The sequence below is a fragment of the Rhizobium aouanii genome (genome assembly GCF_037002925.1).
Taxonomy (GTDB): Bacteria; Pseudomonadota; Alphaproteobacteria; order Rhizobiales; family Rhizobiaceae; genus Rhizobium; species Rhizobium aouanii.
In genome coordinates, this window is sequence record NZ_JBAMYD010000011.1 from 97,960 (window position 1) to 122,908 (window position 24,949).

At 61.6% G+C, this 24,949-nt stretch carries 20 protein-coding genes; 2 read left to right on the top strand and 18 right to left on the bottom strand.

Translation table 11 applies throughout. The features are described 5' to 3' along the window. Positions 1 to 314 precede the first annotated feature (314 nt). From dnaJ to V8P77_RS19965, 8 genes are all read right to left on the bottom strand, one after another. Entirely contained in the window at positions 315 to 1,442 is a 1,128-nt protein-coding gene (gene dnaJ / locus V8P77_RS19930) for a molecular chaperone DnaJ (RefSeq protein ID WP_011649969.1), read from the bottom strand. Between the two features lie 85 nt (positions 1,443 to 1,527). Next, the gene (gene dnaK, locus V8P77_RS19935) at positions 1,528 to 3,444 is read right to left on the bottom strand and encodes a molecular chaperone DnaK (protein ID WP_335913916.1); all 1,917 of its coding nucleotides are present in this window, start codon (positions 3,442 to 3,444) and stop codon (positions 1,528 to 1,530) included. Between the two features lie 384 nt (positions 3,445 to 3,828). Next, on the bottom strand, positions 3,829 to 6,165 hold the full coding sequence (locus tag V8P77_RS19940; protein WP_335913917.1) for a transglycosylase domain-containing protein: 2,337 nt from the start codon (positions 6,163 to 6,165) through the stop codon (positions 3,829 to 3,831). A gap of 198 nt (positions 6,166 to 6,363) precedes the next feature. Continuing rightward, positions 6,364 to 6,585, bottom strand: coding sequence for a hypothetical protein (locus V8P77_RS19945; protein ID WP_168345541.1), 222 nt, complete (start codon positions 6,583 to 6,585; stop codon positions 6,364 to 6,366). A 40-nt stretch (positions 6,586 to 6,625) separates the two neighbouring features. Beyond that, complete coding sequence (locus V8P77_RS19950; RefSeq protein ID WP_335913918.1) at positions 6,626 to 7,120, bottom strand: hypothetical protein; 495 nt, start codon at positions 7,118 to 7,120, stop codon at positions 6,626 to 6,628. Beyond that, positions 7,117 to 7,770, bottom strand: coding sequence for an SH3 domain-containing protein (locus V8P77_RS19955; protein WP_335913919.1), 654 nt, complete (start codon positions 7,768 to 7,770; stop codon positions 7,117 to 7,119). The genes V8P77_RS19950 and V8P77_RS19955 overlap by 4 nt, the downstream gene beginning before the upstream one ends. Positions 7,771 to 8,143: 373 nt before the next feature. Beyond that, the gene (locus V8P77_RS19960) at positions 8,144 to 9,532 is read right to left on the bottom strand and encodes a dipeptidase (RefSeq protein ID WP_335913920.1); all 1,389 of its coding nucleotides are present in this window, start codon (positions 9,530 to 9,532) and stop codon (positions 8,144 to 8,146) included. A 138-nt stretch (positions 9,533 to 9,670) separates the two neighbouring features. Next, positions 9,671 to 10,087, bottom strand: coding sequence for a MarR family winged helix-turn-helix transcriptional regulator (locus tag V8P77_RS19965; RefSeq protein WP_335913921.1), 417 nt, complete (start codon positions 10,085 to 10,087; stop codon positions 9,671 to 9,673). Between the two features lie 544 nt (positions 10,088 to 10,631). Here V8P77_RS19965 and polA point away from each other — a divergent pair. Beyond that, positions 10,632 to 13,631, top strand: a complete 3,000-nt coding sequence (gene polA / locus V8P77_RS19970) for a DNA polymerase I (RefSeq protein WP_335913922.1) — start codon at positions 10,632 to 10,634, stop codon at positions 13,629 to 13,631. Positions 13,632 to 13,801: 170 nt separating this feature from the next. Continuing rightward, positions 13,802 to 16,147 (top strand): DNA translocase FtsK, encoded by a 2,346-nt coding sequence (locus tag V8P77_RS19975; protein WP_335913923.1) that lies wholly within the window; start codon positions 13,802 to 13,804, stop codon positions 16,145 to 16,147. 35 nt (positions 16,148 to 16,182) lie between these two features. Here the strand turns inward: V8P77_RS19975 and V8P77_RS19980 are convergent, their stop codons facing one another. The 10 genes from V8P77_RS19980 to phnL form a co-directional block, all read right to left on the bottom strand. Then, positions 16,183 to 16,686, bottom strand: a complete 504-nt coding sequence (locus tag V8P77_RS19980; protein WP_335913924.1) for a GrpB family protein — start codon at positions 16,684 to 16,686, stop codon at positions 16,183 to 16,185. Positions 16,687 to 16,705: 19 nt separating this feature from the next. Next, positions 16,706 to 17,302: a phosphonate metabolism protein/1,5-bisphosphokinase (PRPP-forming) PhnN gene (phnN, locus tag V8P77_RS19985; RefSeq protein WP_335914048.1), complete on the bottom strand. Its 597-nt coding sequence runs from the start codon at positions 17,300 to 17,302 to the stop codon at positions 16,706 to 16,708. Further along, positions 17,302 to 18,441, bottom strand: a complete 1,140-nt coding sequence (locus V8P77_RS19990; protein ID WP_335913925.1) for an alpha-D-ribose 1-methylphosphonate 5-triphosphate diphosphatase — start codon at positions 18,439 to 18,441, stop codon at positions 17,302 to 17,304. Before V8P77_RS19990 ends, phnN begins: the two co-directional genes overlap by 1 nt. 13 nt (positions 18,442 to 18,454) lie before the next feature. Further along, complete coding sequence (locus V8P77_RS19995) at positions 18,455 to 19,150, bottom strand: DUF1045 domain-containing protein (RefSeq protein ID WP_335913926.1); 696 nt, start codon at positions 19,148 to 19,150, stop codon at positions 18,455 to 18,457. 120 nt (positions 19,151 to 19,270) lie between these two features. Further along, entirely contained in the window at positions 19,271 to 20,623 is a 1,353-nt protein-coding gene (phnE, locus tag V8P77_RS20000) for a phosphonate ABC transporter, permease protein PhnE (RefSeq protein WP_335913927.1), read from the bottom strand. Next, positions 20,623 to 21,603, bottom strand: a complete 981-nt coding sequence (gene phnE, locus V8P77_RS20005) for a phosphonate ABC transporter, permease protein PhnE (protein WP_011649983.1) — start codon at positions 21,601 to 21,603, stop codon at positions 20,623 to 20,625. The genes phnE (V8P77_RS20000) and phnE (V8P77_RS20005) overlap by 1 nt, the downstream gene beginning before the upstream one ends. 68 nt (positions 21,604 to 21,671) lie before the next feature. Continuing rightward, entirely contained in the window at positions 21,672 to 22,583 is a 912-nt protein-coding gene (gene phnD, locus V8P77_RS20010) for a phosphonate ABC transporter substrate-binding protein (protein WP_335913928.1), read from the bottom strand. A gap of 72 nt (positions 22,584 to 22,655) precedes the next feature. Next, on the bottom strand, positions 22,656 to 23,498 hold the full coding sequence (gene phnC, locus V8P77_RS20015; protein ID WP_335913929.1) for a phosphonate ABC transporter ATP-binding protein: 843 nt from the start codon (positions 23,496 to 23,498) through the stop codon (positions 22,656 to 22,658). A 120-nt stretch (positions 23,499 to 23,618) separates the two neighbouring features. Further along, positions 23,619 to 24,236, bottom strand: a complete 618-nt coding sequence (locus V8P77_RS20020; RefSeq protein ID WP_335913930.1) for a DapH/DapD/GlmU-related protein — start codon at positions 24,234 to 24,236, stop codon at positions 23,619 to 23,621. Further along, positions 24,233 to 24,940 (bottom strand): phosphonate C-P lyase system protein PhnL, encoded by a 708-nt coding sequence (gene phnL, locus V8P77_RS20025; RefSeq protein ID WP_335913931.1) that lies wholly within the window; start codon positions 24,938 to 24,940, stop codon positions 24,233 to 24,235. The genes V8P77_RS20020 and phnL overlap by 4 nt, the downstream gene beginning before the upstream one ends. Positions 24,941 to 24,949 lie beyond the last annotated feature (9 nt).

Below are 24,949 nucleotides of genomic sequence, written 5' to 3' on the forward strand. Positions count from 1 at the left end.
GACAGATTCGCCGGCATGGACGGCAAATGTCGCAAATTGAGGCATGTCGCGCAAAAGTGTGAAGCGGTTTTGCGATAACGACATGCGTAAAAACAAAGACTTAAAGCGCAAGGAGCGAATCTGAAAGATCGCGACGCGCTTTAGAGCAATTCCAGGAAAAGTGCGAAGCGGTTTTCCGTCCGGAATCGCGTAAAAACAAAAGTTAGAGTGATTCTGCGTTTCCGTGAAAAGCTGAACCGCTCTAGGATTCTTGGAACAAAAAAGCCGGAGACGTTTCCGTCCTCGGCTTTTGTAATGGGCATGTCGATCGCGGCTCAGCCTTCGAAGAATTCCTTCATTCGGGCAAAGAAGCCCGTCGATTCGGGATTGTTCTCCTTGGAGGAAAGCTGCTCGAATTCCTGAAGCAGTTCGCGCTGGCGCTTGGTAAGCTTTTGCGGCGTCTCGATCTGGATCTGGATGTAGAGGTCGCCCGTCTGCACCGAACGCAGCACCGGCATGCCTTTGCCCTTGAGGCGGAACTGTTTGCCGACCTGGGTGCCCTCGGGCACGGTGACGCGCGACTTGGTGCCGTCGAGCGTCGCCACGTCGAAGGTGCCGCCGAGCGCGGCCGTCGTCATCGAGATCGGAACGGCGCAATAGAGATCGGCTCCGTCGCGCTGGTAGAATTCATGCGGTTTGACGGACAGGAAGATATAGAGGTCGCCTGCCGGTCCGCCGCGGGCACCGGCCTCGCCTTCGCCCTGCAGTCGGATGCGGGTGCCGTCCTCGATGCCGGCGGGAATATTGACCGAGAGCGAGCGCTCTTCCGTCACCCGGCCCTGGCCGTGGCACTTCGGGCACGGATCGGGAATGATCTGGCCGCGGCCGTGGCAGGTCGGGCAGGTCCGTTCGATCGAGAAGAAGCCCTGTGCCGCGCGCACGCGCCCCGTTCCCTGGCAGGTGCCGCAGTTCTTCGGCTGCGTGCCGGGCTTGGCGCCTGAACCCGAACAGACGTCGCAGGTGATCGACGTCGGCACGCGGATCTGCGCCGTCTTGCCGGAGAAAGACTCTTCCAGCGTTATTTCCATGTTGTAGCGAAGATCGGCGCCACGTTCGCGGCCGCCCGACGAGCGCTGGCGCGCGCGCCCTCCACCCATCATCTCGCCGAAGATATCCTCGAAAATGTCGGAGAAACCGCCGCCGGCAAATCCGCCGCCACCGCCGCCCATGCCGCCATGCTCGAAGGCCGCATGACCATACCGGTCATAGGCCGCCCGCTTCTGCGGGTCCTTGAGCATCTCGTAGGCTTCGTTGATTTCCTTGAACTTCCGTTCGGCGTCCTTGTCATCCGGGTTCTTGTCCGGATGGTATTTCATCGCCAGTTTGCGAAAGGCGCTCTTCAGCTCTTTCTCGTCCGCCGACTTGGCTACACCCAGAGTTTCGTAAAAGTCCGCTTTTGCCATTAAGGATTAAACCCCGGAAATGGATTTCCGGCTGCCATGGTGAGCAGCCGGATCAGATGTTGAAGCATAACCACGCCGTCGCGGATTACGCGGACTTCTTGCGGTCGTCGTCCTTGATTTCCTCGTAGTCGGCATCGACGACATTGTCGCCGCTTTCCGCAGACGCATCACCGGCAGTGCCGCCTTCGGCCTGCTGTGCTTCATAGATCGCCTGGCCGAGCTTCATCGACACTTCCATCAGCGTCTGGGTCTTGGCCTTGATGTCGTCGGCATCGGGCTCGGATGCTTCCGACGCCGTCTTCAGTGCGGCGATCGCATCCGAGATCGCGGTGCGGTCGGCCTCGGAAACCTTGTCGCCATAATCCTTCAGCGACTTTTCCGTGGAATGGATCAGGCTTTCGGCCTGGTTCCGGGCTTCGACGGCCTCGCGGCGCTTCTTGTCCTCGGTGGCATGGGCTTCGGCATCCTTTACCATCTTCTCGATGTCGGCGTCGGAAAGACCGCCGGACGCCTGGATGCGGATCTGCTGTTCCTTGCCGGTGCCCTTGTCCTTGGCCGAAACCTGCACGATGCCGTTGGCGTCGATGTCGAAGGTGACTTCGATCTGCGGCATGCCGCGCGGCGACGGCGGCAGACCGACGAGGTCGAACTGGCCGAGCAGCTTGTTGTCGGCAGCCATTTCACGCTCGCCCTGCGAAACGCGGATGGTCACGGCCTGCTGGTTGTCTTCGGCGGTCGAAAACGTCTGGCTCTTCTTAGTCGGAATCGTCGTGTTGCGTTCGATCAGGCGGGTGAAGACACCGCCGAGCGTCTCGATGCCGAGCGACAGCGGCGTCACGTCGAGGAGCAGGACGTCCTTGACGTCGCCCTGCAGAACGCCGGCCTGGATGGCGGCGCCAAGCGCCACCACTTCATCCGGGTTGACGCCCTTGTGCGGCTCCTTGCCGAACAGCTGCTTGACGACTTCCTGCACCTTCGGCATGCGGCTCATGCCGCCGACGAGAACCACTTCGTCGATTTCGGCAGCGGTGACGCCGGCATCCTTGAGCGCTGCCTTGCACGGCGCGATCGTGCGCTGGACGAGATCGTCGACCAAGCTTTCGAGCTTGGCGCGGGTCAGCTTCAGCGTCAGATGCTTCGGGCCGGAGGCGTCGGCCGTGATGAACGGCAGGTTGATTTCGGTCTGCTGCGAGGACGACAGCTCGATCTTGGCCTTTTCCGCAGCTTCCTTGAGGCGTTGCAGGGCAAGCTTGTCGTTCTTCAGGTCGATGCCGTTGTCCCTCTTGAACTCGGCAACGAGATATTCGACGAGACGCATGTCGAAGTCTTCACCGCCGAGGAAAGTATCGCCGTTGGTGGACTTCACTTCGAAGACGCCGTCGCCGATCTCGAGGATCGAAATATCGAAGGTGCCGCCGCCAAGGTCGTAGACGGCAATCGTCTTGCCTTCTTTCTTGTCGAGACCGTAGGCCAGCGCTGCAGCAGTCGGCTCGTTGATGATGCGCAGGACTTCAAGACCGGCGATGCGGCCGGCATCCTTGGTTGCTTGGCGCTGCGCGTCGTTGAAGTAGGCGGGAACGGTGATGACGGCCTTCTCGACCTTCTCGCCGAGATAGGATTCGGCAGTTTCCTTCATCTTCTGAAGGATCATCGCGGAAATCTGTGCGGGAGAGTAGCCCTTGCCATTGGCTTCGACCCAGGCGTCGCCATTGTCGCCCTTGACGATGGTGAAGGGAACGAGATGCTTGTCCTTCTCGACGGTCGGATCTTCGTAGCGGCGGCCGATCAGGCGCTTGACTGCAAAGAGCGTATTCGTCGGGTTGGTGACTGCCTGGCGCTTGGCCGGCTGGCCGACGAGGCGTTCGCCATCATCGGAAAATGCCACCATGGAAGGGGTCGTACGCGCACCTTCCGCGTTCTCGATGACCTTCGCGTCCTTGCCGTCCATGACTGCGACGCAGGAATTCGTCGTTCCGAGGTCGATACCAATTACTTTTGCCATGTCATTCTCTCCTTGAAGCAAGCTGTGGGAACCCCGAGAAGGCATTTCCCTGACAGCCCCTTACGGGATGGGTCTACTTAAGATTACGCAATCGTGATTGCGGTGATGCGGCGTATATAAGGAGCGGTTTTCTGGACTGCAAGGCGAGAAATGGCCCGGAATCCAGCAAAACGAATGTGTTGCATTCAATTTTGACAGTAGCCGGGAAAGAGGTCGCCCCATGCCCGGAAACCGGCCGATTTCTGAAGCATGTCGCGCAAAACCGTGCAGCGTTTTTGCGACAACGACATGCGTAAAACAAAGACCGCAAGCGCGAGGCGCGAATCCGAAAGATCATGGCGCGCTTTAGAGCATCGGGCGTGCGCCGGGCATGCAGCAAAGATCTCACTGGCCCATGATCAGATCGAGCAGCGTCGTGCGCCGCGGCTGGACGGAAGAGGTTGTCTGCGCGCCCCCGACATCCCCAGGCGGCACCATGCCCTCATAGTTCGAACCCCCGCCTTCGGCAATGTCTGCGGGAGGAACCGGGCCGTTGCCAGAGGTTGCCGCCTGCTGCCGGGCAGGCGCTTGCGGATAGCGGTTTGCATTGTCGTCGCCGCCGAAGACGCCGGAAATGATGCCGCCGATCGTCGATGGCGGCGCCTCGGCCGTCATCGGTTGTCCACTGCCCAGCTGCCCATCGCCCGGTGCCTGCGCCATCGGCTGACCATTGTTCGGATCGGCGATCAACTGGCCGTTGCCGAAGAGCGGTGCCGGCGAAAGACCCTTGTGGGCGGCGATCATGAATTCCTTCCAGGCCTTGGCCGGCAAGCCGCCGCCGGTCACTTTCTTCATCGGCTTGCCGTCGTCATTGCCGAACCAGACCCCGGTGGTGAGATTGCTGGTGAAGCCGACGAAGAGCGCGTCGCGCGAATTCTGGGTGGTGCCAGTCTTTCCCGCCGCCTGCCAGCCGGGGATCTTGGCGCTCTTGCCGGTGCCGTTGTCGATGACGCCCATCATCATCGCATCCATCTGGGCGACGATCTGCTCGGACAGCACGCGCGGCGGGCTGTCATAGGTATTTTCGTAGAGAACCTTGCCCTCGGCCGTCGTCACCCGGCGGATGACGTGCGGCGTCGCCTTGTAGCCGCCGTTCATGAAGGCGGCATAGGCGGCGGTGAGTTCCATCAGCGACACCTCGGACGTGCCGAGCGCAATCGAGGCGTTCGGCTGCAGCTCGCTTTCGATGCCGAGCCGGTGGGCAAGCTTGATCACCTGATCCGGCCCGTCATACATCACCAGCTGGGCGGCCACCGTGTTCAGCGACTTGGCAAGCGCGGTCGCCAGCGTCACTTCGCCATTGTATTTTTTCTCGTAATTCTCGGGCGTCCAGTCGCCGATCCGGATCGGCGCGTCGTTGAACACCGAATAGGGCGTCAGCCCCTTCTCGAGTGCTGCGGCATAGACGAAGGGCTTGAACGAGGAACCTGGCTGGCGTTTAGCCTTGACGGCGCGGTTGAACTGGCTCGTCGCATAATCCCTGCCGCCGACCAGCGCCCGGATCGCGCCGGTGCCGTCGATCGAGACGAGGGCCGCCTGCGAGGCGTCGAGCTTGCCGCCCTCCTTGTCGAGTACGTCGACCAGCGATTGCTCGGCTTTCCTTTCCAGCGATTTGTCGATGGTCGTATCGACGATGACGTCTTCCTTGACGTCGCCGATCAGACCCGGCAGCGCGTCCATCACCATGTCGGCGACATAGTGCCCGGCGCCGGACCAGTAGCTCTTGGCCGAAGCCGGGGTCTGCGACATCGCCGTCTTGACCTCGGAATCGGTGATGAAGCCCTGTTCGCGCATCGCCGCGAGCACGAGCTGGGCGCGTGCATTCGCAGCTTCCGCATCGCGGGCCGGCGAAAGCCGCGACGGCGCCTTGAGCAGGCCGGCAAGCACCGCGGCCTCGCCGAGGTTTACGTCACGCGCCGATTTGTTGAAGTAGCGGCGCGAGGCTGCCTCGACGCCATAGGCGTTCGATCCGAAGAACACCCGGTTGAGATACATGGCAAGGATCTGGTCCTTGGTGTAATTCTGCTCCAGCCAGAGCGACAGCAGCACCTCCTGCACCTTGCGTTCCAGCGTTCTTTCAGGCGAGAGGAAGAGGTTCTTGGCAAGCTGCTGCGTCAGCGTCGAGCCACCCTGGACCATGTGGCCAGCCGTGAGATTGGTCACGATCGCCCGGCCGAGGCCGAGCGGATCGACGCCGAAATGCGAATAGAAACGCCGATCCTCGATGGCGATGACGGCTTCCGGAATATAGGGCGACATGTTTTCGAGCGACAGTGCCTCGCCGCCGGTGGCGCCGCGATTGGCAATGACGCTGCCGTCGACGGCGGTAATCTTGACGTTCGGCGGCCGTTCCGGGATCGCCCACGTGCTGGCGCTCGGCATGCGCGAGCCATAATAGACCACGAGCCCGGCAACGCCGATGCCGGCCCAGATGAAAAGCACGACGCACCAGTAGGTCACGCGGCGCATAAAGCCGAAAAACCCGCCGCCATCGTGCTCGCGCGGCTCGCGCCGCCGCCGGGGGGCGGCACGCCGTGGCGGAGGTTTTGCGCCACCGCGGCGCTGGGATCGGCCTCCGGCAATGCGATCATCGTCATCGAGCGAAAATTCATCATCGTCGCGTGCCGGGCGGCCGCTGAAGGACGGTTCTATTCTGTCGCCTGATCTGCCTCTGCCTGCCATCGCGGACCGGTCACACCCCATGTTCGATCGCGAAGTCAGCTTCGCATAACGGCGCTCTTCTCCAGCGCCGCGCGTCTATTCAGGCGCGCAAAGGACGCTGGAGCACTTTGAGTGCCGACGTGATCATCCGACTGAACTGTAAATGCGGCGATTTAACGGGGTGTTAATAATGGAAAGCAAAGCAGATGGCGCCGCTTGTCAGAACTGGCGGGCCTCGTAATCGTCGAGCGTTTCCGGGTCCTGCTTATATTCCCACTCGCCCAGATGAAAGCGGCGCCAGATCTGGCCGGAAGGGTTGAGGTTAGCCCCATCGGTGAGGCGCACAGGCAGGATAGGGTTGTGTTTGTGCCAAACGGTAACATCTATGGCGGCCGCCCGAGGGGCGAAAAGCCCGAAGAAAGCCAGGTAGTCTTGCGTCATCAGGGTCCAGCCTCGAACGGATCAAAATCGATCCGCAACTTCACAAAAATGCAATAAACAATCCCGCAAAACAAGAGCAACGCGATAGCCTCACATCAAATTGTCGGTGACTGCATTCGAGGATCGATGCTTCTCTTATCTTGCGCTCACCGGCCAAGCCGCACGCCTCATGAAAAAAGACCTGAAGTGCGTCACGTGAATCACTGATGATACGACGCATTTTTTCAGTGCCGCGCGTCTTTTCGAGAAACATAAAAATGCTGTAACACATTGAATTGCCGCATAGTGTTTCCTCAAATCGGGTCCGTTTCAAGGAATTATGCAGCAGGTGGAACCAATAGGCTTCGCGATTGTTTATGAAGAAGCGGGACAGCCCCTCACGTCCCGCGAATGATCGGCCGTCTCCCCTCAACGCGTGCCGATCGACATCAGGCCCGGTGCATCCCTCCCAAGGGGAGCGCCGGGCTTTTTCTTGGATGTTTGCCCTTGGCTTGGCAAACTTGGAGGGCGGCGCGGCCGCCCCCTTTCTATTCATTCGTCGCAGGTGGGATCGCCCGGGCGGCAATCAAAATCCCTGCGGTCCGGCCTGCGATCATCGCCTCTCCGGTCGTCCCTCTGCCGTTCACCTCTTTGCCGATCGTCCCTTTGACTGTCGTCGCGCCAGTCACGATCGCGGTTGCGCCCATCTCGGTCGCCATCCCGCTCGCGCCAGTTCCGGTCGCGATCCCGATTATCCCGATCTCGGTCGCGATCCCGATTGTCGCGGTCGCGGTAGTAATAGTCCGGGCCGCGGCTCCAGCGGTCACGGTCGCGATAGAAATCGCGGTTGCGGTAGTAGCGGCCCCAATAATTGTCGACGCTGAAGCGAATCATCGGAATGCCGAGCGGACGGTAATATTGCGGGCCGACATAGACGCGGCGCTGCTGGTAGAGGGCCTGCACGTACTGGCCGGAAACCCAGCCGCGGCCGCCGTAGAACTCGACGTCGCACCAGTTGACGTCAGAAAGGCATCCGCGGATCTCGACGGAAGAACCGGCGGGTATGACGGCAACGGCAGGATATCGGGTGCTCGGACCGGCACGCATGTTGACGTTCGCCGTCGAGTAACCCTCGGCAGCCCGCGCTATGGCAGGCGCCAGCATAAGCAGGCCGGCGGCTGCGATTTTAACAAAGAGATTTTTCACGCTTCTCAGTCCTTGTTGGCACGTTTTTCAGGCATATGCCACTGAAACAAAAGATAGAGCGATCGCCCGCAGGTGTTTGGGCGTTGTTATTGGTCTTATCTTTCAATGGCTTATATATGGCACGCGATGAACGCAGCTTGAACGGCGAAATGTCTGTCATCGCCCCTGGAGCCGCGAGCGGTGCTTCCTGCAAGGGTCGATACCGTTAACGGCCCGTTAACCTTTCGGCGGCAGTCTCACTGCAATACCCGCTTGCTCCTTGACCACGGATGAACTGGCACTGAGATGAGCGGATGACGAAAGGCCGGGTCGAACCGGCCTTTTTGTTTCTTGCGATTTTGCTAGAGCGCCGGCTTGCAAGGCGAGCCCGCGTTCAGGCGGCGAGCGCCTGAAGAATCCGCACCCAGGAGCGGATGCCCTTGTGGTAGGAGACAAGCTCGTATTTCTCGTTCGGCGAGTGGATGCGATCGTCGCTGAGGCCGAAGCCGACGAGCAGCGATTCCATGCCGAGCATCTTCTGGAAATCTCCGACGATCGGGATCGACCCACCCATGCCGATGACGATGGCGGGTTTCGGCCACTCGTCGGAAAGCGCGTTCTTCGCCTTGGTGAGAACAGGCGAATCATAGGAGAGATGGATCGCCGGCGAGCCGCCATGCGGATGGAACTCGACCGAGCAATCGGCGGGAATCTTCGCGCTGATATAGCTACGGAAGGCCTCGCGAATGGCGGCCGGATCCTGCGTTCCGACGAGGCGGAACGAAACCTTCGCAGAAGCCTTGGCGGCAATCACCGTCTTGAAGCCTTCGCCGGTATATCCGCCCCAGATGCCGTTGATTTCGGCGGTCGGCCGCGCCCAGGTGAGTTCCAGCACCGAGCGGCCTTTTTCGCCCGATGGAATGGAAAGGCCGACTTCGCCGAGGAAGCTCTCCGCGGTCTTGCCGAGCGTCTCCCATGACGACTTGATGTTGTCGGGCGTTTCCTCGACACCGTCATAGAAGCCGTCAAGCGTGATGCGCCCCGTCTCGTCGTGCAGGCCGGCAAGAGCCTCGACGAGAATATGGATCGGATTGGCTGCCGCGCCGCCGAAGAGACCGGAATGCAGGTCGCGATCGGCGGCCGTCACGATCACTTCCTCGCCGACGAGGCCGCGCAGCGCTGCGGCGATCGCCGGCGTGTCACGGTCCCACATGCCGGTATCGCAGACCAGCGCATAGTCGGCCTTGAGCTCGGCGGCATTGGCTTCGAGGAAGGGCTTCAGGGAGGGCGAGCCGGATTCCTCCTCGCCCTCGAAGAGGATGGTGACGCGGCAGGGAAGCGCGCCGTTGATCTCCTTATAGGCGCGGCAAGCCTCGACAAAGGTCATCAACTGGCCCTTGTCGTCGGAGGTGCCGCGGCCGGTCAGGATCTTGCGGCCCTCGCCGACATCCTTGATCGATGGCTCGAAGGGGTCGTTTTCCCAGAGCTCGATCGGGTCGACCGGCTGAACGTCGTAGTGGCCGTAGAACAGAACATGCGGCGCATCGGCGGACGCGCCGGCATGATGGGCGACCACCATCGGATGGCCAGGCGTATCGCGCACCGAGGCTGTAAAGCCGAGCGTCCCGAGATAGGCGACGAGCCATTCGGCGGCTTTCCGGCATTCGGCTTTATAGGCGGGATCGGTGGAAATCGACTGGATGCGCAGAAGCTCGAACAGCTTTTCGAGACTCGTGGAAAGGTTCTGATCCGCGCGTGCAAGCACCTGTTGTACATCCGTCATTTTCGACTCCTTTTCGAAATTCGGCCGGACGATAGACCAAACCGGAAAGGCATGCGAGGCGGAAAAAAACAAAAATCGGCGGCGCGCGCAAAGCGCCGGACGGCACAGATTAGTCGTGCGAGCGGTGGCTCTTTTCGGTCAGAGCGCCTTGGCGTTTTCCAGAAGCCGGCGGATATATTCGAGCGTCAGCTCGCGCTCGAAAACCCGGAAACCTTTGAACAGCGCAAGGTCGGCCTCGCGCGCGGCTTCGATCGCCTCGGCCTCCATGGCGCGCGCCTTCGGCGTCAGGAAGATCAGTTGCGCCCGCTTGTCGGACGGATGCGGTCGGCGTTCGATCAATCCGTCGCGGACCATGCGCGAAAGCGTATTGGCCATGGTCGCCTGCTCGATATCGACCCGCTCGAGAAGCTGTTTCTGGGTCAGCCCGTCCTCGGCCCAGAGCTCCAGCAGAATGGGAAACTGGCCGGGAGAAAAACCGAGCCCGACCGCGCGCTGGTGCAGCGAGCGGGCAAAACCCTTCGCCAGCTGGCTGGCAAGGTAGGCTCCCGAATCCATGCGGTTAAATCCCATGATTGCAAGTTAGGCTCAAAACCATGCCGGAGACAATGCAGCAAATCGCATACGATGCTCCTAAACATGCAAGCGGCGAGCAGAATTTCGAGTGCCTGGAAAAAACAAAAGTCGCCATGGCCTGGAGGTTGGCCATGGCGACTTTAAAGTGGGGACAAAGGCCCGGAGAGGGGGATAAGGCCTTTGTCCAAGCCTGACGCGGCGGGGGACAAGCCGGTAATCAGACCCGCGACGCAATCAAGCGCCGGTGAGATGGATTTGTGGCTCAGAATGTGGTTTTTCAAGGGAGAGCGAACGTTACAAATCGGTAACAGTTTGGTGAGCCGGAATCGCTGCCGCACAATTCCTGAGATCGGAATCGATGGAAGGATAAAATTATGCAGCAACGCCAAGTGCTCAGCCTCCTTTGCGCGTCCGAAAATACGCGCGGGCGCCGTAGCCCACTGAACGCCATAATCCTTTTCGCGCGCCGAATTTTATGCCGAACTCTATATGGACCTCGTCCCATGCCCGCGCTATCCATGCACGCATGAAAAAAGGCGATCACCTCTTCCTAGTCGATGGTTCCGGATTCATCTTCCGGGCGTTTCATGCACTGCCGCCGCTGACCCGCAAGACCGACGGCCTGCCGATCGGCGCCGTGTCCGGTTTCTGCAACATGCTGTGGAAGCTGCTGAGGGACGCGCGCAACACCGATGTCGGCGTGACGCCGACGCATCTTGCCGTCATTTTCGATTATTCGGCCAAGACGTTTCGCAAGGATCTCTACGACGCCTACAAGGCGAACCGTTCCGCTCCGCCGGAAGAGCTCATCCCGCAATTCGGCCTTATAAGAGAGGCGACCCGCGCCTTCAATTTGCCCTGCATCGAGACCGAAGGCTTCGAGGCCGACGACATCATCGCGACCTATGCCCGCCAGGCCGAGGCGACCGGCGCCGATGTCACCATCGTCTCCTCCGATAAGGATCTGATGCAGCTCGTCAGCCCCAACGTCCATATGTACGACAGCATGAAGGACAAGCAGATCGGCATTCCCGATGTGATCGAAAAATGGGGCGTGCCGCCGGAAAAGATGATCGACCTGCAGGCGATGACCGGCGATTCCGTCGACAATGTTCCCGGCATTCCCGGCATCGGCCCGAAGACCGCCGCCCAGCTTCTCGAGGAATACGGCGATCTCGACACGCTGCTCGAACGCGCCACCGAGATCAAGCAGGTCAAACGCCGCGAGACGATCCTCGCCAATATCGACATGGCCAGGCTCTCACGCGACCTCGTGCGGCTGCGCACCGACGTGCCGCTCGATCTCGATCTCGACGGGCTGGTGCTGGAACCGCAGAACGGCCCGAAGCTGATCGGCTTCCTGAAGACGATGGAATTCACCACGCTGACGCGCCGCGTCGCCGAAGTCTGCGATTGCGATGCCAGCGCCATCGAACCGGCGGTCGTCCGCATCGAATGGGGTGAGGCGGCCCGCGGCCCGGATCTCGATGCGGCCGAGCCCGAGCCCGTTGCCGGCGGCATCCCCGAGGTCTCGGGCCAATCCGTGCCGGTGCCTCAGCGGGCGAAGGCGAAAGCCGCCGTCGAAGGCGCCTTTTCGCCCGCCGATCTTGCCAAGGCGCGGGCCGAGGCCTTCGCGACGCTGCCCTTCGATCATTCGGCCTATGTGACGATCCGCGACCTGGCGACGCTCGACCGATGGATCGCCGATGCGCGCGCTACCGGCCTCGTTGCTTTCGATACCGAGACCACGTCGCTGGATGCGATGCAGGCCGAACTTGTCGGCTTCTCGATGGCGATCGCCGACAATACGGCCGATCCCACCGGCACGAAGATCCGCGCCGCCTATATACCGCTCGTCCACAAGAACGGCGTCGGCGATCTGCTCGGCGGCGGTCTTGCCGAAGACCAGATCCCGATGGGCGATGCCCTGCCACGGCTGAAGGCATTGCTGGAAGACGAATCGGTTCTCAAGGTCGCCCAGAACCTGAAATACGACTACCTGCTGATGAAGCGCTACGGCATCGAGATCAGGAGCTTCGACGACACGATGCTGATCTCCTACGTGCTCGACGCCGGCACCGGCGCGCACGGCATGGACCCGCTCTCGGAAAAATTCCTCGGCCATACGCCGATCCCCTACAAGGACGTGGCAGGCAGCGGCAAGGCAAACGTCACCTTCGATCTCGTCGATATTGACCGCGCCACCCACTATGCCGCCGAAGATGCCGACGTGACGCTGCGCCTCTGGCTGGTGCTGAAGCCGCGGCTGGCGGCGGCAGGGCTGACCAGCGTCTATGAACGGCTGGAGCGGCCGCTATTGCCGGTGCTGGCGCGCATGGAAGCGCGCGGCATCACCGTCGACCGACAGATCCTGTCGCGCCTCTCCGGCGAGCTGGCCCAGAGTGCAACGAGGCTGGAGGACGAGATTTACGTGCTGGCCGGCGAACGTTTCAATATCGGTTCGCCGAAGCAGCTGGGCGATATCCTGTTCGGCAAGATGGGCCTTGCCGGCGGCAACAAGACCAAGACAGGCCAATGGTCCACCTCCGCGCAGGTGCTCGAGGATCTGGCCGCCGCCGGTTTCGAATTGCCGCGCAAGATCGTCGACTGGCGCCAGGTCACCAAGCTGAAATCCACCTATACCGACGCGCTTCCGGGTTACGTTCACCCCGAGACAAAGCGGGTCCACACCTCCTACTCGCTGGCATCGACCACCACGGGGCGCCTGTCCTCCTCCGAGCCGAACCTGCAGAACATTCCGGTGCGCACCGCAGAAGGCCGCAAGATCCGCACCGCTTTCATCTCGACGCCCGGCCACAAGCTGATCTCCGCCGACTACAGCCAGATCGAACTGCGCGTGCTTGCCCATGTGGCCGAGATCCCGCAACTGACCAAGGCCTTCGAAGATGGCGTCGACATCCACGCCATGACGGCGTCAGAAATGTTCGGCGTGCCGGTGGAAGGCATGCCGGGCGAGGTGCGCCGCCGCGCCAAGGCGATCAATTTCGGCATCATCTACGGCATCTCGGCCTTCGGCCTTGCCAATCAGCTTTCGATCGAGCGTTCGGAAGCCGGCGACTACATCAAGAAGTATTTCGAGCGTTTCCCCGGCATCCGCGACTATATGGAAAGCCGAAAGGCCATGGCGCGCGACAAGGGTTATGTCGAAACGATATTCGGCCGCCGCATCAACTATCCCGAAATCCGCTCGTCCAATCCATCCGTGCGCGCCTTTAACGAGCGTGCGGCGATCAATGCGCCGATCCAGGGCTCGGCTGCCGACGTCATTCGCCGGGCGATGATCAAGATAGAGCCGGCGCTCGTTGAAGTCGGCCTTGCCGATCGCGTCCGCATGCTGCTGCAGGTGCATGACGAACTCATCTTCGAGGTCGAGGACGGGGATGTCGAAAAGGCGATGCCGGTCATCGTCTCGGTCATGGAAAACGCCACCATGCCGGCGCTGGAAATGCGTGTGCCGCTAAGGGTCGATGCACGCGCTGCCACCAATTGGGACGAGGCGCACTAAAAGCTCCCCAAAAATCGCAAAGATTTTTCTCGCTGCCAGAACTCTTTGAAAGTGCAGCGATTTATCTCCCGGAACCGTATCGGAACGATACGGCAGGAAGGAACTTATTAACCTTCCTTTTCTATCCCGGTAGGGTCGTAATTTGCAAAGCATGAGTGAGTAGCGGACGCATGCGTTTTCCCAGAACCAATTTGACGGATGCCGGAGATTTTTCCAGCGAGATTGAAACGGACCTTCCGGAGGAAAACCCAGGGGAGAAGCCGGCGGCACCCATCTGGCAGAGCAACTTTTCCCTCGCCCCGAATGTCCGTTTCACCCGCACGCCGGAAACGCTGATCAGCAGGCGGCGCGTGCCGAATGAGCCGGATCGCGATGATTCGCAGATTGGACAGCAGGCGATACGGATAGAGCCGGTTGCCGTCGACGTGCCGTTCGATATCTATCTGCCGGAGCCGGACGAAATTTCCGCAGCACCGCACAGGATCGAACTGCAGCAGTCACCTTTGCTTGACGAGCCCGGCGCGCCGGCTTTCCGCGCCAGCGCCGAACTTTCCTCCATTTCGGATTTCGCCTTCTGGGAAGTCATGGCCTTCGAAGAGGCAGAGCCGGTTCGCGCGTCGCCGTTGATATCGTTCCCGAAGACCGAGACCTCGCCCGAATCGATCACGTCGCTGTTCCGGATCATGGAATGGCGCCCCGGCCGGCCGGCCCCCGCTCCCGTCGTCTCCCGCCCGGCCCCGCAGCCCGCCGCGGTCTCCACGAAGGTTGCCGTGCGCCCTGCCGCCGCCCCGTCCCTGGAAAAGCCCGGGCGCATTATTGTCGAGGCACCGGTCATGCTGGCACCTCAGGCTGCGCCAGCCACTCAGGTCACGCCAACCCCTCAAATTGCATCGGCCCCTCAGGCCGCGCCGGCACCGCAGCGCACGCCGCCCGTCGCCGCGGTTCTGCCGTCGCCGCGCCTGGCCGTGAGACCCGAAAGGATCGACGCATCCGGCTATGAATTCCCGCCGCGCGCGCTGCTGCAGGAGCCGCCGGAACGCCTCGGCGAGATCATGTCGCAGGAGACGCTGGAGCAGAATGCCGGGCTTCTGGAAAGCGTGCTGGAAGATTTCGGCATCAAGGGCGAGATCATCCATGTCCGCCCCGGTCCCGTCGTCACCCTCTATGAATTCGAGCCGGCGCCGGGCGTGAAATCGTCCCGTGTCATCGGTCTGGCCGACGACATTGCCCGCTCGATGTCGGCGCTTTCGGCCCGCGTCGCCGTCGTGCCCGGCCGCAACGTCATCGGCATCGAATTGCCGAATGTCACGCGTGAAACCGTCTATTTCCGCGAGATGATCGAAAGCCAGGATTTCGAGAAGAGCGGTTACAAGCTGGCGCTCGGCCTCGGCAAGACCATCGGCGGTGAGCCTGTCATTGCCGAGCTCGCCAAGATGCCGCATCTGCTTGTCGCCGGCACCACCGGCTCCGGCAAGTCGGTCGCGATCAATACGATGATCCTGTCGCTGCTCTACCGCATGACGCCGGAACAGTGCCGCCTGATCATGGTCGACCCGAAGATGCTCGAACTGTCCGTCTATGACGGCATCCCGCATCTGCTGACGCCCGTCGTCACCGATCCGAAGAAGGCGGTGATGGCGCTGAAATGGGCCGTGCGCGAAATGGAGGAGCGTTATCGCAAGATGTCGCGCCTCGGCGTGCGCAACATCGACGGTTACAACGACCGCGTCGCCCAGGCTCGCGAAAAGGGCGAGACCATCCATGTCATGGTCCAGGTCGGCTTCGACAAGGGCACCGGCACTCCGATCGAGGAAAGCCAGGCGCTGGACCTGACGCCGATGCCTTATATCGTCGTCATCGTCGACGAGATGGCCGACCTGATGATGGTCGCCGGCAAGGACATCGAAGGTGCGATCCAGCGCCTCGCCCAGATGGCGCGCGCCGCCGGCATCCATCTGATCATGGCGACACAGCGTCCGTCGGTCGACGTCATCACCGGCACGATCAAGGCAAACTTCCCGACCCGCATCTCCTTCCAGGTGACCTCGAAGATCGACAGCCGTACCATTCTCGGCGAACAGGGCGCCGAGCAGCTGCTCGGTCAGGGAGACATGCTGCATATGCAGGGCGGCGGGCGGATTTCCCGCGTCCACGGTCCTTTCGTCTCGGATGTCGAAGTCGAAAAGGTCGTTGCCCATCTGAAGACTCAGGGCCGCCCGGAATATCTCGACACCGTCACCGCCGACGAGGAGGAAGAGACGGAAGAGGAAGAGGCCGGCGCCGTCTTCGACAAGAGCGCCATGGCCTCCGAAGATGGCAACGAGCTCTACGAACAGGCGGTCAAGGTCGTCTTGCGCGACAAGAAATGCTCGACCTCCTACATCCAGCGCCGCCTCGGAATCGGCTACAACCGCGCCGCCTCATTGGTGGAACGCATGGAAAAAGAAGGCCTCGTCGGCCCGGCCAACCATGTTGGCAAGCGCGAGATCGTATCGGGACGGGGCGACGGCGAGTAATCGCCGGCGGCCAGGGCGTCTGACGGATTCCAGTTTTACGTCCTTAACGCAGCCAGCCGAACCGTCTCGCTGACAAACTCGGTCTTTCCGCCGGTGTAAAAATCCCAATCGCCATCTGCCTCAGCAGCCAGCCGGCGTTTCAGATCGGCATAGGCCTTGGCCCTCTCGGCGTGTTCCCTGAGATAATCGCGAAACAGAATGCGGTCCCGATGCCCGCGATTATTGGGCCTGCAAAGATAGAGCTTGAACCCATAACCGTCATGATCGCGGGTGAAGGCCCATCGTTGCTCTCCGGTATCGCCGTGGAAGACGAAGTTGGCAGCGCGCACGATCTCGATCGCCGCTGCCAGGAACGCGTCCGATATCATCACCGCATCGAGGTCGATCTTCGGCTTGGCCGGCAGGCCAGGCACCGACGTGCTGCCGATATGATCGATGGAAAGCAGGCGGTCACCGAGCAAGGCGGAGACCTCGATGCTGATCTCGGCAAATAGCCGCGGCCAGGAAGGATCGTAGTCGACCACCTTGATGGCGCGCATGCCCTTCCTCTCGATCTGTTCAGGGCGCCTTGGTCAGCAATCCGTCGAGGATCTCGATCATCTTCTGCTCGGCCTCTTCGAGCGAGCCGCTATTGTCGAGCTCCACCACGTCATACTCGCCACGCACCGTCAGCGGTCCGCGGGCGAGCCGGGCCATGATATCTTCATGCGTCTCGCGTCCGCGCGCCTCCAGCCGGCCGGCGAGCACTTCGGGGCGGGCGGTGACGTTGATGACCTTAAGCCGCGGGAATGCGGCCTGGAAACGGTGAAGCGCCGAGCGTGAACCGTTAGCGACGACAACGTGGCCTCGCGAAAGCGCCACCGAGACCTCGGCCGGAATGCCGTATTTCAGGCCGTGCGCTTCCCACCAGACGGCGAAGGAGCCTGACTGCTCCATGGAGGCAAAACCTTCGAGGGAGACGGAAAGATGGTCCTCGCCGCCGGCGTCACGGTGACGGGTGATGACGCGGCGGACGAAATGCACATCGTCGCGGCCTTTGAAACGCCGGGCCGCGAGGTTCATCAGCGTGTCCTTGCCGGCCCCGCTCGGTCCGACGACGACGACCATGATGCCGCGCTCGGCTCCGGCTCCTGCGTGGGGTTCGTGCGACGTCATCATGCGACACGGCGTCCCTGGCGCCAGACCGAGCGTGTCACCGGCACGCCGCGCGAACGGTGGACGCGCACGAGATCGGCGCGCAGCCCCGTCGCGATCCGACCGCGGTCATCGAGGCTGACGGTGCGGGCGGGCGTCGACGTTACCATGGCGATCGCCTTCGGCAGGCTGATGCTCTCGACCTCGTCGGCGAGGATGAAGGGCGCATGCAGCAGGCTGAGCGGCACGTAGTCGGAGGAAAGCACGTCGAGCACGCCCATCTCGGCAAGGTCGCGGGCGGCGATATTGCCGGAATGGGATTTGCCGCGCACGATGTTCGGCGCGCCCATCAGCACGCTCATGCCGTGTCCGTGCGACGCCCGGGCGGCATCGAAACTGGTCGGGAATTCGGCCAGGCGCACGCCGTTGTCGATCGCCTCGTCGACATGCGAGAGCGTCGCATCGTCATGGCTTGCCACGGTGATGCCGCGCTCGGCGCAGACCTTGGCGATGGCGTTGCGGTGCGGCGTCGAATTGCGCGCCGATTCTGCCTGGCGCTTGGCGACGAAACGGGCGAAGGCCTCGTCGCTCAGGCCCCGCTTCTTCTGGTAGTAGAAAATGTACTGATCCATCGTCTGGAACTGACGTTGGCCGGGCGCATGATCCATCAGCGAGACGAGCCGCACATGCCGGTCGTTTTCGAAATCGGCGAAATGTTCGAGCACATTGTCTGCCGAGACCTCGCAGCGCAAATGAAGCAGGTGCTCGGCGCGCAGCCTGCCTTCCGTCTCCGCCGACTGGATGGCATCGGCCATCTCGCGCATCTCGCCATGTTCGAAGCCGCCGTCCTCGTCCGCCCCCATGCGCAGGCAGTCGAACACCGTGGTGATGCCTGATGTGACGATCTGGGCGTCATGCGCCTGGATGGCAGCGGTCTTGTTCCAGCGAATGCCGGGGCGCGGCTGATAATGCCCTTCGAGATGGTCGGTGTGCAGCTCGACAAGGCCGGGAATGATGTAGTCGCCTTCAAAATCTTCGCCGGCTATCGAGTTGCCCTCGGCGATATCGGCGATCTTCCCGTCGCGAATGAGGATCGAGCCCGAGAGGATGTCGTCCTCAAGAACGATGCGGGCGTTGGAAAACACGGTCTCTTTGCTCATGGCGTCAGGTCTTTCAGCTTTTGGCGCCGGCAAGCGGCAGCCAGGAATGAACTTTGAATGGGGCGCCGCGCGTCTCCTCGATGAAAACGGCAAGGCCGGAAATCGAAAGCGGCCGGCCGGTGAAATCGGCAAAACGCTCGGTCAGGATCGTTTTCATCACCGCGGCGCGTGTCTCGGGCACCTGGCCGCTCAGCGTCATGTGAAAGCCGAAATCCTCCATAACGTAAGGATAACCCCAGCGCTGCAGATGGGCGCGCTGGCTGTCGCTGAGCTTCTCCGGATTGCGCCGCGCCATATCGGCCTCGGAAAGCGCTGCGCGGAACGGTTCGAACGACCTTACCACCTTCGCGGCGAAATCCTGAAGTGGTTGATGAAGAGAACCGGGAACGAGGGCAAAAAAACGGCCGAGCTGGCCAAGCACAAGTTCGGGAATCTCGAAGGCTTGGGTGCGCTGGGCAAAGTCCTCGGCAACGGTCATGAGATCCTTCTCGGTGACGGAGGAGGCGAGCGAAAACGGCGCCTTGATCGTGGCGTGAAAGCCGTAGCGGCGGGGGTCGGCGGTCAGCTCGAACTGTTCTACAGCACCCAGCTGCTCATGTTCCGGTGCAGGATAGGTCTCGCCGGTGAACGCATTGCGGCCGAGCCAGAGCGAGGCCGCGCCGGTCAGGGGATCATCCTTCGGCGGCGAGAAATAGAGAGCGTAACGCAAGGCTTTTATCCTGGGGATCGTCCAAACGGGGAGCGCACTGTGCAGTGATTTGGCGGCGAACCGCAAGCAGGCTCCCCGGCTAAAAGATTTCCGTGACAGAATGATGATGGCGTCAGTTCGTCAGTGGCCCTTTTTTCCCATCACGCGCGAACGCAGCGCATTCGAGAGGTTGTCGAAGGCGAAGACCACGAGGAGGATCAGCAGGACCATATAGGCGACTTTGTCCCAGTCCGAATTGGTCTTCATGGATTCGAGCAGCTTGAGGCCAATGCCGCCCGCACCGACGGCGCCGATGACGGTCGCCGAGCGGGTATTCGATTCCCAGAAATAGAGCGATTGCGAGATGAACACCGGCAGGACTTGGGGGATGACCCCGTAGCGTTGGACGGCCACCGGTGCCGCACCGACCGATCTCACGCCCTCACGCTGCTTGTCGTCGATGTTCTCAAGCGCCTCGGCATAGACCTTTCCGAGCGCGCCCGTATCGGTGAAGAAGATCGCCGCGATGCCCGGAAGCGGCCCTGGGCCGAAGGCACGGGTGAAGAACAACGCCCAGATCAGCATGTCGATCGAGCGCAGGAAATCGAAGAGCCGCTTCGTGGCCCAGTTCGCGGCGCGGCTGCGCGTGATGTTGCGCGCGGCGATGAAGGCGAGCGGGAAAGCGACCAGCGTGCCGAACAGCGTACCGACAAAGGCCATGACCAGCGTCTGCATCAACTTCGACAGGATGTCGCCATGCTGCCAGCTTGCGTTGTTCAGGAAGTTGTCCAACGCCAGCGAGGCATTGGACTGGTTGGGATCGAACCGTTCGCCGGAGAACATCAGGCCGACCACTTCAAGCAGGTTCCGGCCCCAGAAGGGCGACTGCGTATCGAAGAAGAAGTTCGCCCAGCCGAGAAAGCGGCGCTGGACATAGACCTGGCTGGTACGGATTTCCGCCTGTCCCGCAAAGCCGTAATAGACGATCACCTTGTTGTCGTCCTGCTCCATCTGGGCAGGCGCATCGGACGGCAGGGAGGCACGATCGTGGGTGATGGTCACGGGATAGAGCTTGCCGCCGATATAGACGTCGACGCGGCTCGGCGTCACTTCCATGCGGTTGCCGTCGCTGCCGAAGGTGACGGTGTATCGGCTGCCGTCGGCATTGGGCTTCAGCCAGCTGATATCGGCGCCCTCGGGATACTGGCGGCGGCTTGTCCATTGGGGGACGACCTGATCGTTCTGGAAACGCAGGCGCGGCTGGGCGCGCCAGGAATACCAGTCCTGGACATAGATCGCAGCACGGTCCCAGTTGCCGTTCACGAAGGTGGGGATGACGTTGAAGAAGGCGAAGCAGAAGGCAAGGTAAACGAAAACCGCAGCTGAAATGAGGAGCAGACCCCAGCGCTGCATGAAGCTGCGATGGAAGACGTCCGGATAGGTGGAAAGCAGTCGCTCGCGCTCGGCGGCATTGATGGTCGGAACCGAGGACATCAGGCTGCTCCCTGTCCGAATTCGAAGGACTGCTTGCCGATCAGCCGGCGGCGCAGCCAGGCGGAGAACTGGTCGACGCAAATGACGGTGATCAGCAGCAGGATGATGATTGCATAGGTCTTGGCAGCATGGTCGCGTCCGATCGACAGGCTGAAGACCTCGCCTATGCCGCCGCCGCCGACGGCGCCGATAATAGTCGAGGCGCGCACGTTGATCTCTGTCCGCAGCAGCGTGTAGGAGACGAAGTTCGGCAGCACCTGCGGCAGGATCGCGAAGCGCACGCGCTCCAGCCAGCCGGCGCCGGCGGCGCGCAGGCCTTCATCCGGCTTCATGTCGGCATTCTCGACGACTTCGAAAAACAGCTTCCCAAGCGCGCCGACAGTATGGACCCATACCGCGATGATCGCCGAAATCGGTCCGATCGACAGGATCGCGGCGAGAAGACCGGCGACGACGATTTCCGGGAAGGCGCGCATGATTTCCATGATGCGCCGCACGACCCAGCGCGTCACGCCTGCACCGACCAGATTGGTGGAAGCGAAAAAGCAGAGCAAGAACGCGCCGCTCGCACCGAGAATGGTGGAGACAATGGCGATGTTGAGCGTGATCGCGAGCTGGTAGAAGAAATTCGGGATGTAGAAACTATCGGTGATCCAGACGCGGTCGCTTGTATAGTCGTATTTGATCGAACCATCGGAAAAGGGCGACGGCAGGTCGAACATGGCGCGGAAGATCTCCAGCGGACTGTCCGGCACGAAGCTCTTCATGAAGTCGAAGAAATAGGGAAGGCGCTCGAAGAACTTGCCCGAATTGGCGCTGTTGGCGAAGTCGAGCGAGGCGCCGAGGATGATCAGGAAGACCACGATTGAAACGACGGTATAGATCCGCCGCGTTCGAACCTGGCTCTGATAATGATCGAGGATGGTGCGGGAGCCCTCCTGCAATCCGCTCAGAGAGTCCGCGCCGGCCGAGTGCGCCATATGTGGCTTCCTTCTTGAAAAACGGCGGCATCATCATGATGCCGCCGCAAGACTGTTCAGACTGAGGATCAGCCGCCGATGACGGCCTTACGGGCGTCGATGATTGTCTGATAGAAGCTCTGGTCGACCGGCGCCCAGTCAACGTAGCCGCCGCCCGTGAACGATTCGAAGCAGCTCTTGTCTGTCTTCGGCAGCTCGGCGAAATAGGCGGTAACCTTCTTCTGGAGGTCGGCCGGCAGCTTTTGGGAAACCATCAGCGGACCGTTCGGGATGAGCGGCGACTTCCAGACTTCGACGATATCGTCCATGTCGAGCAGGCCCTTGGTGACCATCTGGTGCAGGTTGCCGGAGGTATAGCCCTGCGCCCAGTCGCCCTGACCGGAACCGAAGGTGGTCCCGACGTCGAACTTTTTGTCGAGAACGCCGAGAACGAGGTTCTCGTGGCCGCCGCCGAAGCCGGTTTCAGAGAAGTACTGCTTGACTGGAGCGCCGGTGTCCTTCGGAAGGGCAACGTTAGGGACAAGGTAGCCGGAGGTAGAGTCCGGATCGGCGAAGCCGAGCTTCTTGCCCTTGGCGTCGGCAAGCGTCTTGATGCCGGAATCTTTGCGGGCAACCATGATCGAGTAGTAGCCGGTCGAACCGTCGGCCTGCTTGGTGGTCAGAACCGGAGTGACGGCGTTCGGATCCTTGATATAGACCGCGGCGTAAGAGGCGGCGCCCATGACGGCGAGGTCGATCGTACCGCCAAGGAGGCCCTGGATGACGCCGTTGTAGTTCGGCGACGGGAAGAGCTGAACTTCGGAAACGCCGGTGGCAGCGATCAGGCCCGGCTTGACGCATTCGGTCCGGCGAACCTGGTCGGCTTCGTTTTCACCGCCATCGAGACCGATGCGGAGGACCTTGACGTCCTGGGCAGCAGCATTGCCGGCGAGGGCGGCGACGGCAATGGTTGCCATCATGATCTTGCGGAATGCAGACATGGAAGTCTCCTTTTGTGACATGGTTTGTTTGTCAGTTATTTTTCCGACCGTTGTCCCGTCGGCCGGAAACGGTCAGTGCACGGCGGCGGCTTTGGCCACCATGCCGGATGAGAGATCCGCGGCGCGCCGCTTGGATTCGAGGCTGGTCGAGGTCAGCGTTTCGTCGATGCCGGCGCCATCCTTGTCGGTCCCGTAGATTTCCTTCACCGCTTCGGCGGTCAGCTCCGAGGGCTGGCCGTCGAAGACGACGCGGCCGCCGGCCATGCCGACGATGCGCTCACAATAGTTGCGGGCGGTATCGAGCGTGTGAAGGTTGGTGATGACGGTGATGCCCTCGCGCTCGTTGATATCGCGCAGCGCATCCATGACGATCTTGGCATTCAGCGGATCGAGCGAGGCGATCGGCTCGTCGGCGAGAACCATTTTCGGGTTCTGCATCAGCGCGCGGGCGATTGCCACGCGCTGCTGCTGGCCACCGGAAAGCGTGCCGGCTGCCTGCAGTGCCGTCTGCTCGATGCCGAGGCGTTCGAGTGCTGCGATCGCATGCACGCGTTCGTCGCGGGTGAAGATGCTGAGCAGGCTTAGAAGCGTCGAGCGATGGTTGAGGCGGCCGAGCATGACATTGGTGAGAACGTCGAGGCGCGGCACCAGGTTGAACTGCTGGAAGATCATCGCGCAGTCGCGCTGCCAGTTGCGCAGTGCCTGGCCGCGAAGCCCGGAGACCTCGACGCCGGCGAAATGAACGGAGCCGGAGCTCGGCTCCTGAAGGCGATTGATCATGCGCAGCAGCGTCGACTTGCCGGCGCCGGAGCGGCCGATGATGCCGACCATCTGGCCTTGGGGAATGGCGAGCGTGACGGAATCGACAGCGAGCTTTTTTCCGAAACGACGTGTGACATTCCTCAGCTCGAACATCATGCTCTCTTCCCTTGCGATACAGGCCCTGATGAGCATCGCATTAGTCCCGCTTGATGAACCTCGCATGTCATATTTGTGTAAGTCCTGTCACAATTCTTCGCCCCTATATCGGGGGTTTTAACCGCCGTAGCGGGACAGGAAATCTTCCGCGTCAAGGTTGCGAAAATCCTGGAGCGCCTGGCGCAGCCGGTCATGCTCCCAGTCCCACCAGGAAAGTCTGTCCATCCGTTCGCCGACCTCTCTTGGAAAGCGCTCGCGGATAAGCTTTGCCGGTACACCGCCGACGATCGTATAGGGCGCGACGTCCTTCGAGACGACGGCGCCGGCCCCGACCACCGCGCCGTTTCCGACGCTGACGCCGGGCAGGATCGTCGCCCCGTGGCCGATCCAGACGTCATTGCCGATCGTCACGCGGTTTGCCCGCCGCCAGGCAAAAAAGCCCGTCTCCATGTCGCCGTCCGGCCAGTAGTCGGCGGCGCGATAGGTGAAATGATGCAGCGTCGCGCGCCAGGTCGGATGGTTGGTGGCGTTGATGCGCACGGCGGCGGCGATATTGACGAACTTGCCGATCGTCGCGCACCAGACGGAACCGTCCTGCATGATGTAGGAATAGTCGCCGAAGCTGGCCTCGCTGATGCGGCAGCGTTCGGAAACCTCGGTATAGCGCCCGAAGGTGGAATCGATGACGGATGCCGTTTCATGAAAGTAGGGCTCGATACCCAGCTTGCGGCTCATGCAGCGATCTTTCTCGGTGAGAACTGCTGGAGGTCGAGGATACGGTCGGCGACGGCTTCGCGCACTTCTTCGTCGTGGAAGATACCGAGAAGGGCCACACCCGCCTTCTTCTTTTCCGCGATCATGCCGACGACGACCGCACGGTTCCTGGCATCGAGCGAGGCTGTGGGTTCGTCGAGAAGCAGGATCGTGTGTTCGGTGATGAAGCCGCGTGCGATGTTGACGCGTTGCTGCTCGCCGCCGGAGAAGGTGGCTGGCGGAAGCTGCCAGAGCGTTTCCGGCAGATTGAGCCTGGCAAGCAGGGCGCCCGCCTTTTCCCGTGCCGTGCCGGCGTCCTCGCCGCGTGCCACCAGCGGTTCGGCAACCACGTCGATCGCCGCGACGCGCGGCACGGTGCGCAGGAACTGGCTGACATAGCCAAGCGTATTGCGGCGGACGTTGAGCACGGTGCGCGGATCGGTGGAGGCGAGATCGACGATGCGTCCGTCGTGGCGGATGAGGATCTGGCCGGTATCGACGGCATAATTGCCGTAGATCATCTTGAGCAGCGAACTCTTTCCAATGCCCGATGGGCCGCCGAGCACGACGCACTCGCCCGAAGCGACCGAGAAGGCGACATCGGAGACGACGGGCAGCTTGATGCCGTCGCGCAGATGCATGGTGAAGCTCTTCGAGACTTCGGAAACGACGAGGGGCGTTGCCATGATTTCTTC

Coding starts and splice junctions, on each gene's coding strand:
- dnaJ (WP_011649969.1), bottom strand. CDS start 1,442: ATGGCAAAAGCGGACTTTTACGAAACTCTGGGTGTAGCCAAGTCGGCG.
- dnaK (WP_335913916.1), bottom strand. CDS start 3,444: ATGGCAAAAGTAATTGGTATCGACCTCGGAACGACGAATTCCTGCGTC.
- V8P77_RS19940 (WP_335913917.1), bottom strand. CDS start 6,165: ATGGCAGGCAGAGGCAGATCAGGCGACAGAATAGAACCGTCCTTCAGC.
- V8P77_RS19945 (WP_168345541.1), bottom strand. CDS start 6,585: ATGACGCAAGACTACCTGGCTTTCTTCGGGCTTTTCGCCCCTCGGGCG.
- V8P77_RS19950 (WP_335913918.1), bottom strand. CDS start 7,120: ATGAATAGAAAGGGGGCGGCCGCGCCGCCCTCCAAGTTTGCCAAGCCA.
- V8P77_RS19960 (WP_335913920.1), bottom strand. CDS start 9,532: ATGACGGATGTACAACAGGTGCTTGCACGCGCGGATCAGAACCTTTCC.
- V8P77_RS19965 (WP_335913921.1), bottom strand. CDS start 10,087: ATGGATTCGGGAGCCTACCTTGCCAGCCAGCTGGCGAAGGGTTTTGCC.
- polA (WP_335913922.1), top strand. CDS start 10,632: ATGAAAAAAGGCGATCACCTCTTCCTAGTCGATGGTTCCGGATTCATC.
- V8P77_RS19975 (WP_335913923.1), top strand. CDS start 13,802: ATGCGTTTTCCCAGAACCAATTTGACGGATGCCGGAGATTTTTCCAGC.
- V8P77_RS19980 (WP_335913924.1), bottom strand. CDS start 16,686: ATGCGCGCCATCAAGGTGGTCGACTACGATCCTTCCTGGCCGCGGCTA.
- phnN (WP_335914048.1), bottom strand. CDS start 17,302: ATGACGTCGCACGAACCCCACGCAGGAGCCGGAGCCGAGCGCGGCATC.
- V8P77_RS19990 (WP_335913925.1), bottom strand. CDS start 18,441: ATGAGCAAAGAGACCGTGTTTTCCAACGCCCGCATCGTTCTTGAGGAC.
- phnE (WP_335913927.1), bottom strand. CDS start 20,623: ATGTCCTCGGTTCCGACCATCAATGCCGCCGAGCGCGAGCGACTGCTT.
- phnE (WP_011649983.1), bottom strand. CDS start 21,603: ATGGCGCACTCGGCCGGCGCGGACTCTCTGAGCGGATTGCAGGAGGGC.
- phnD (WP_335913928.1), bottom strand. CDS start 22,583: ATGTCTGCATTCCGCAAGATCATGATGGCAACCATTGCCGTCGCCGCC.
- phnC (WP_335913929.1), bottom strand. CDS start 23,498: ATGTTCGAGCTGAGGAATGTCACACGTCGTTTCGGAAAAAAGCTCGCT.
- V8P77_RS20020 (WP_335913930.1), bottom strand. CDS start 24,236: ATGAGCCGCAAGCTGGGTATCGAGCCCTACTTTCATGAAACGGCATCC.
- phnL (WP_335913931.1), bottom strand. CDS start 24,940: ATGGCAACGCCCCTCGTCGTTTCCGAAGTCTCGAAGAGCTTCACCATG.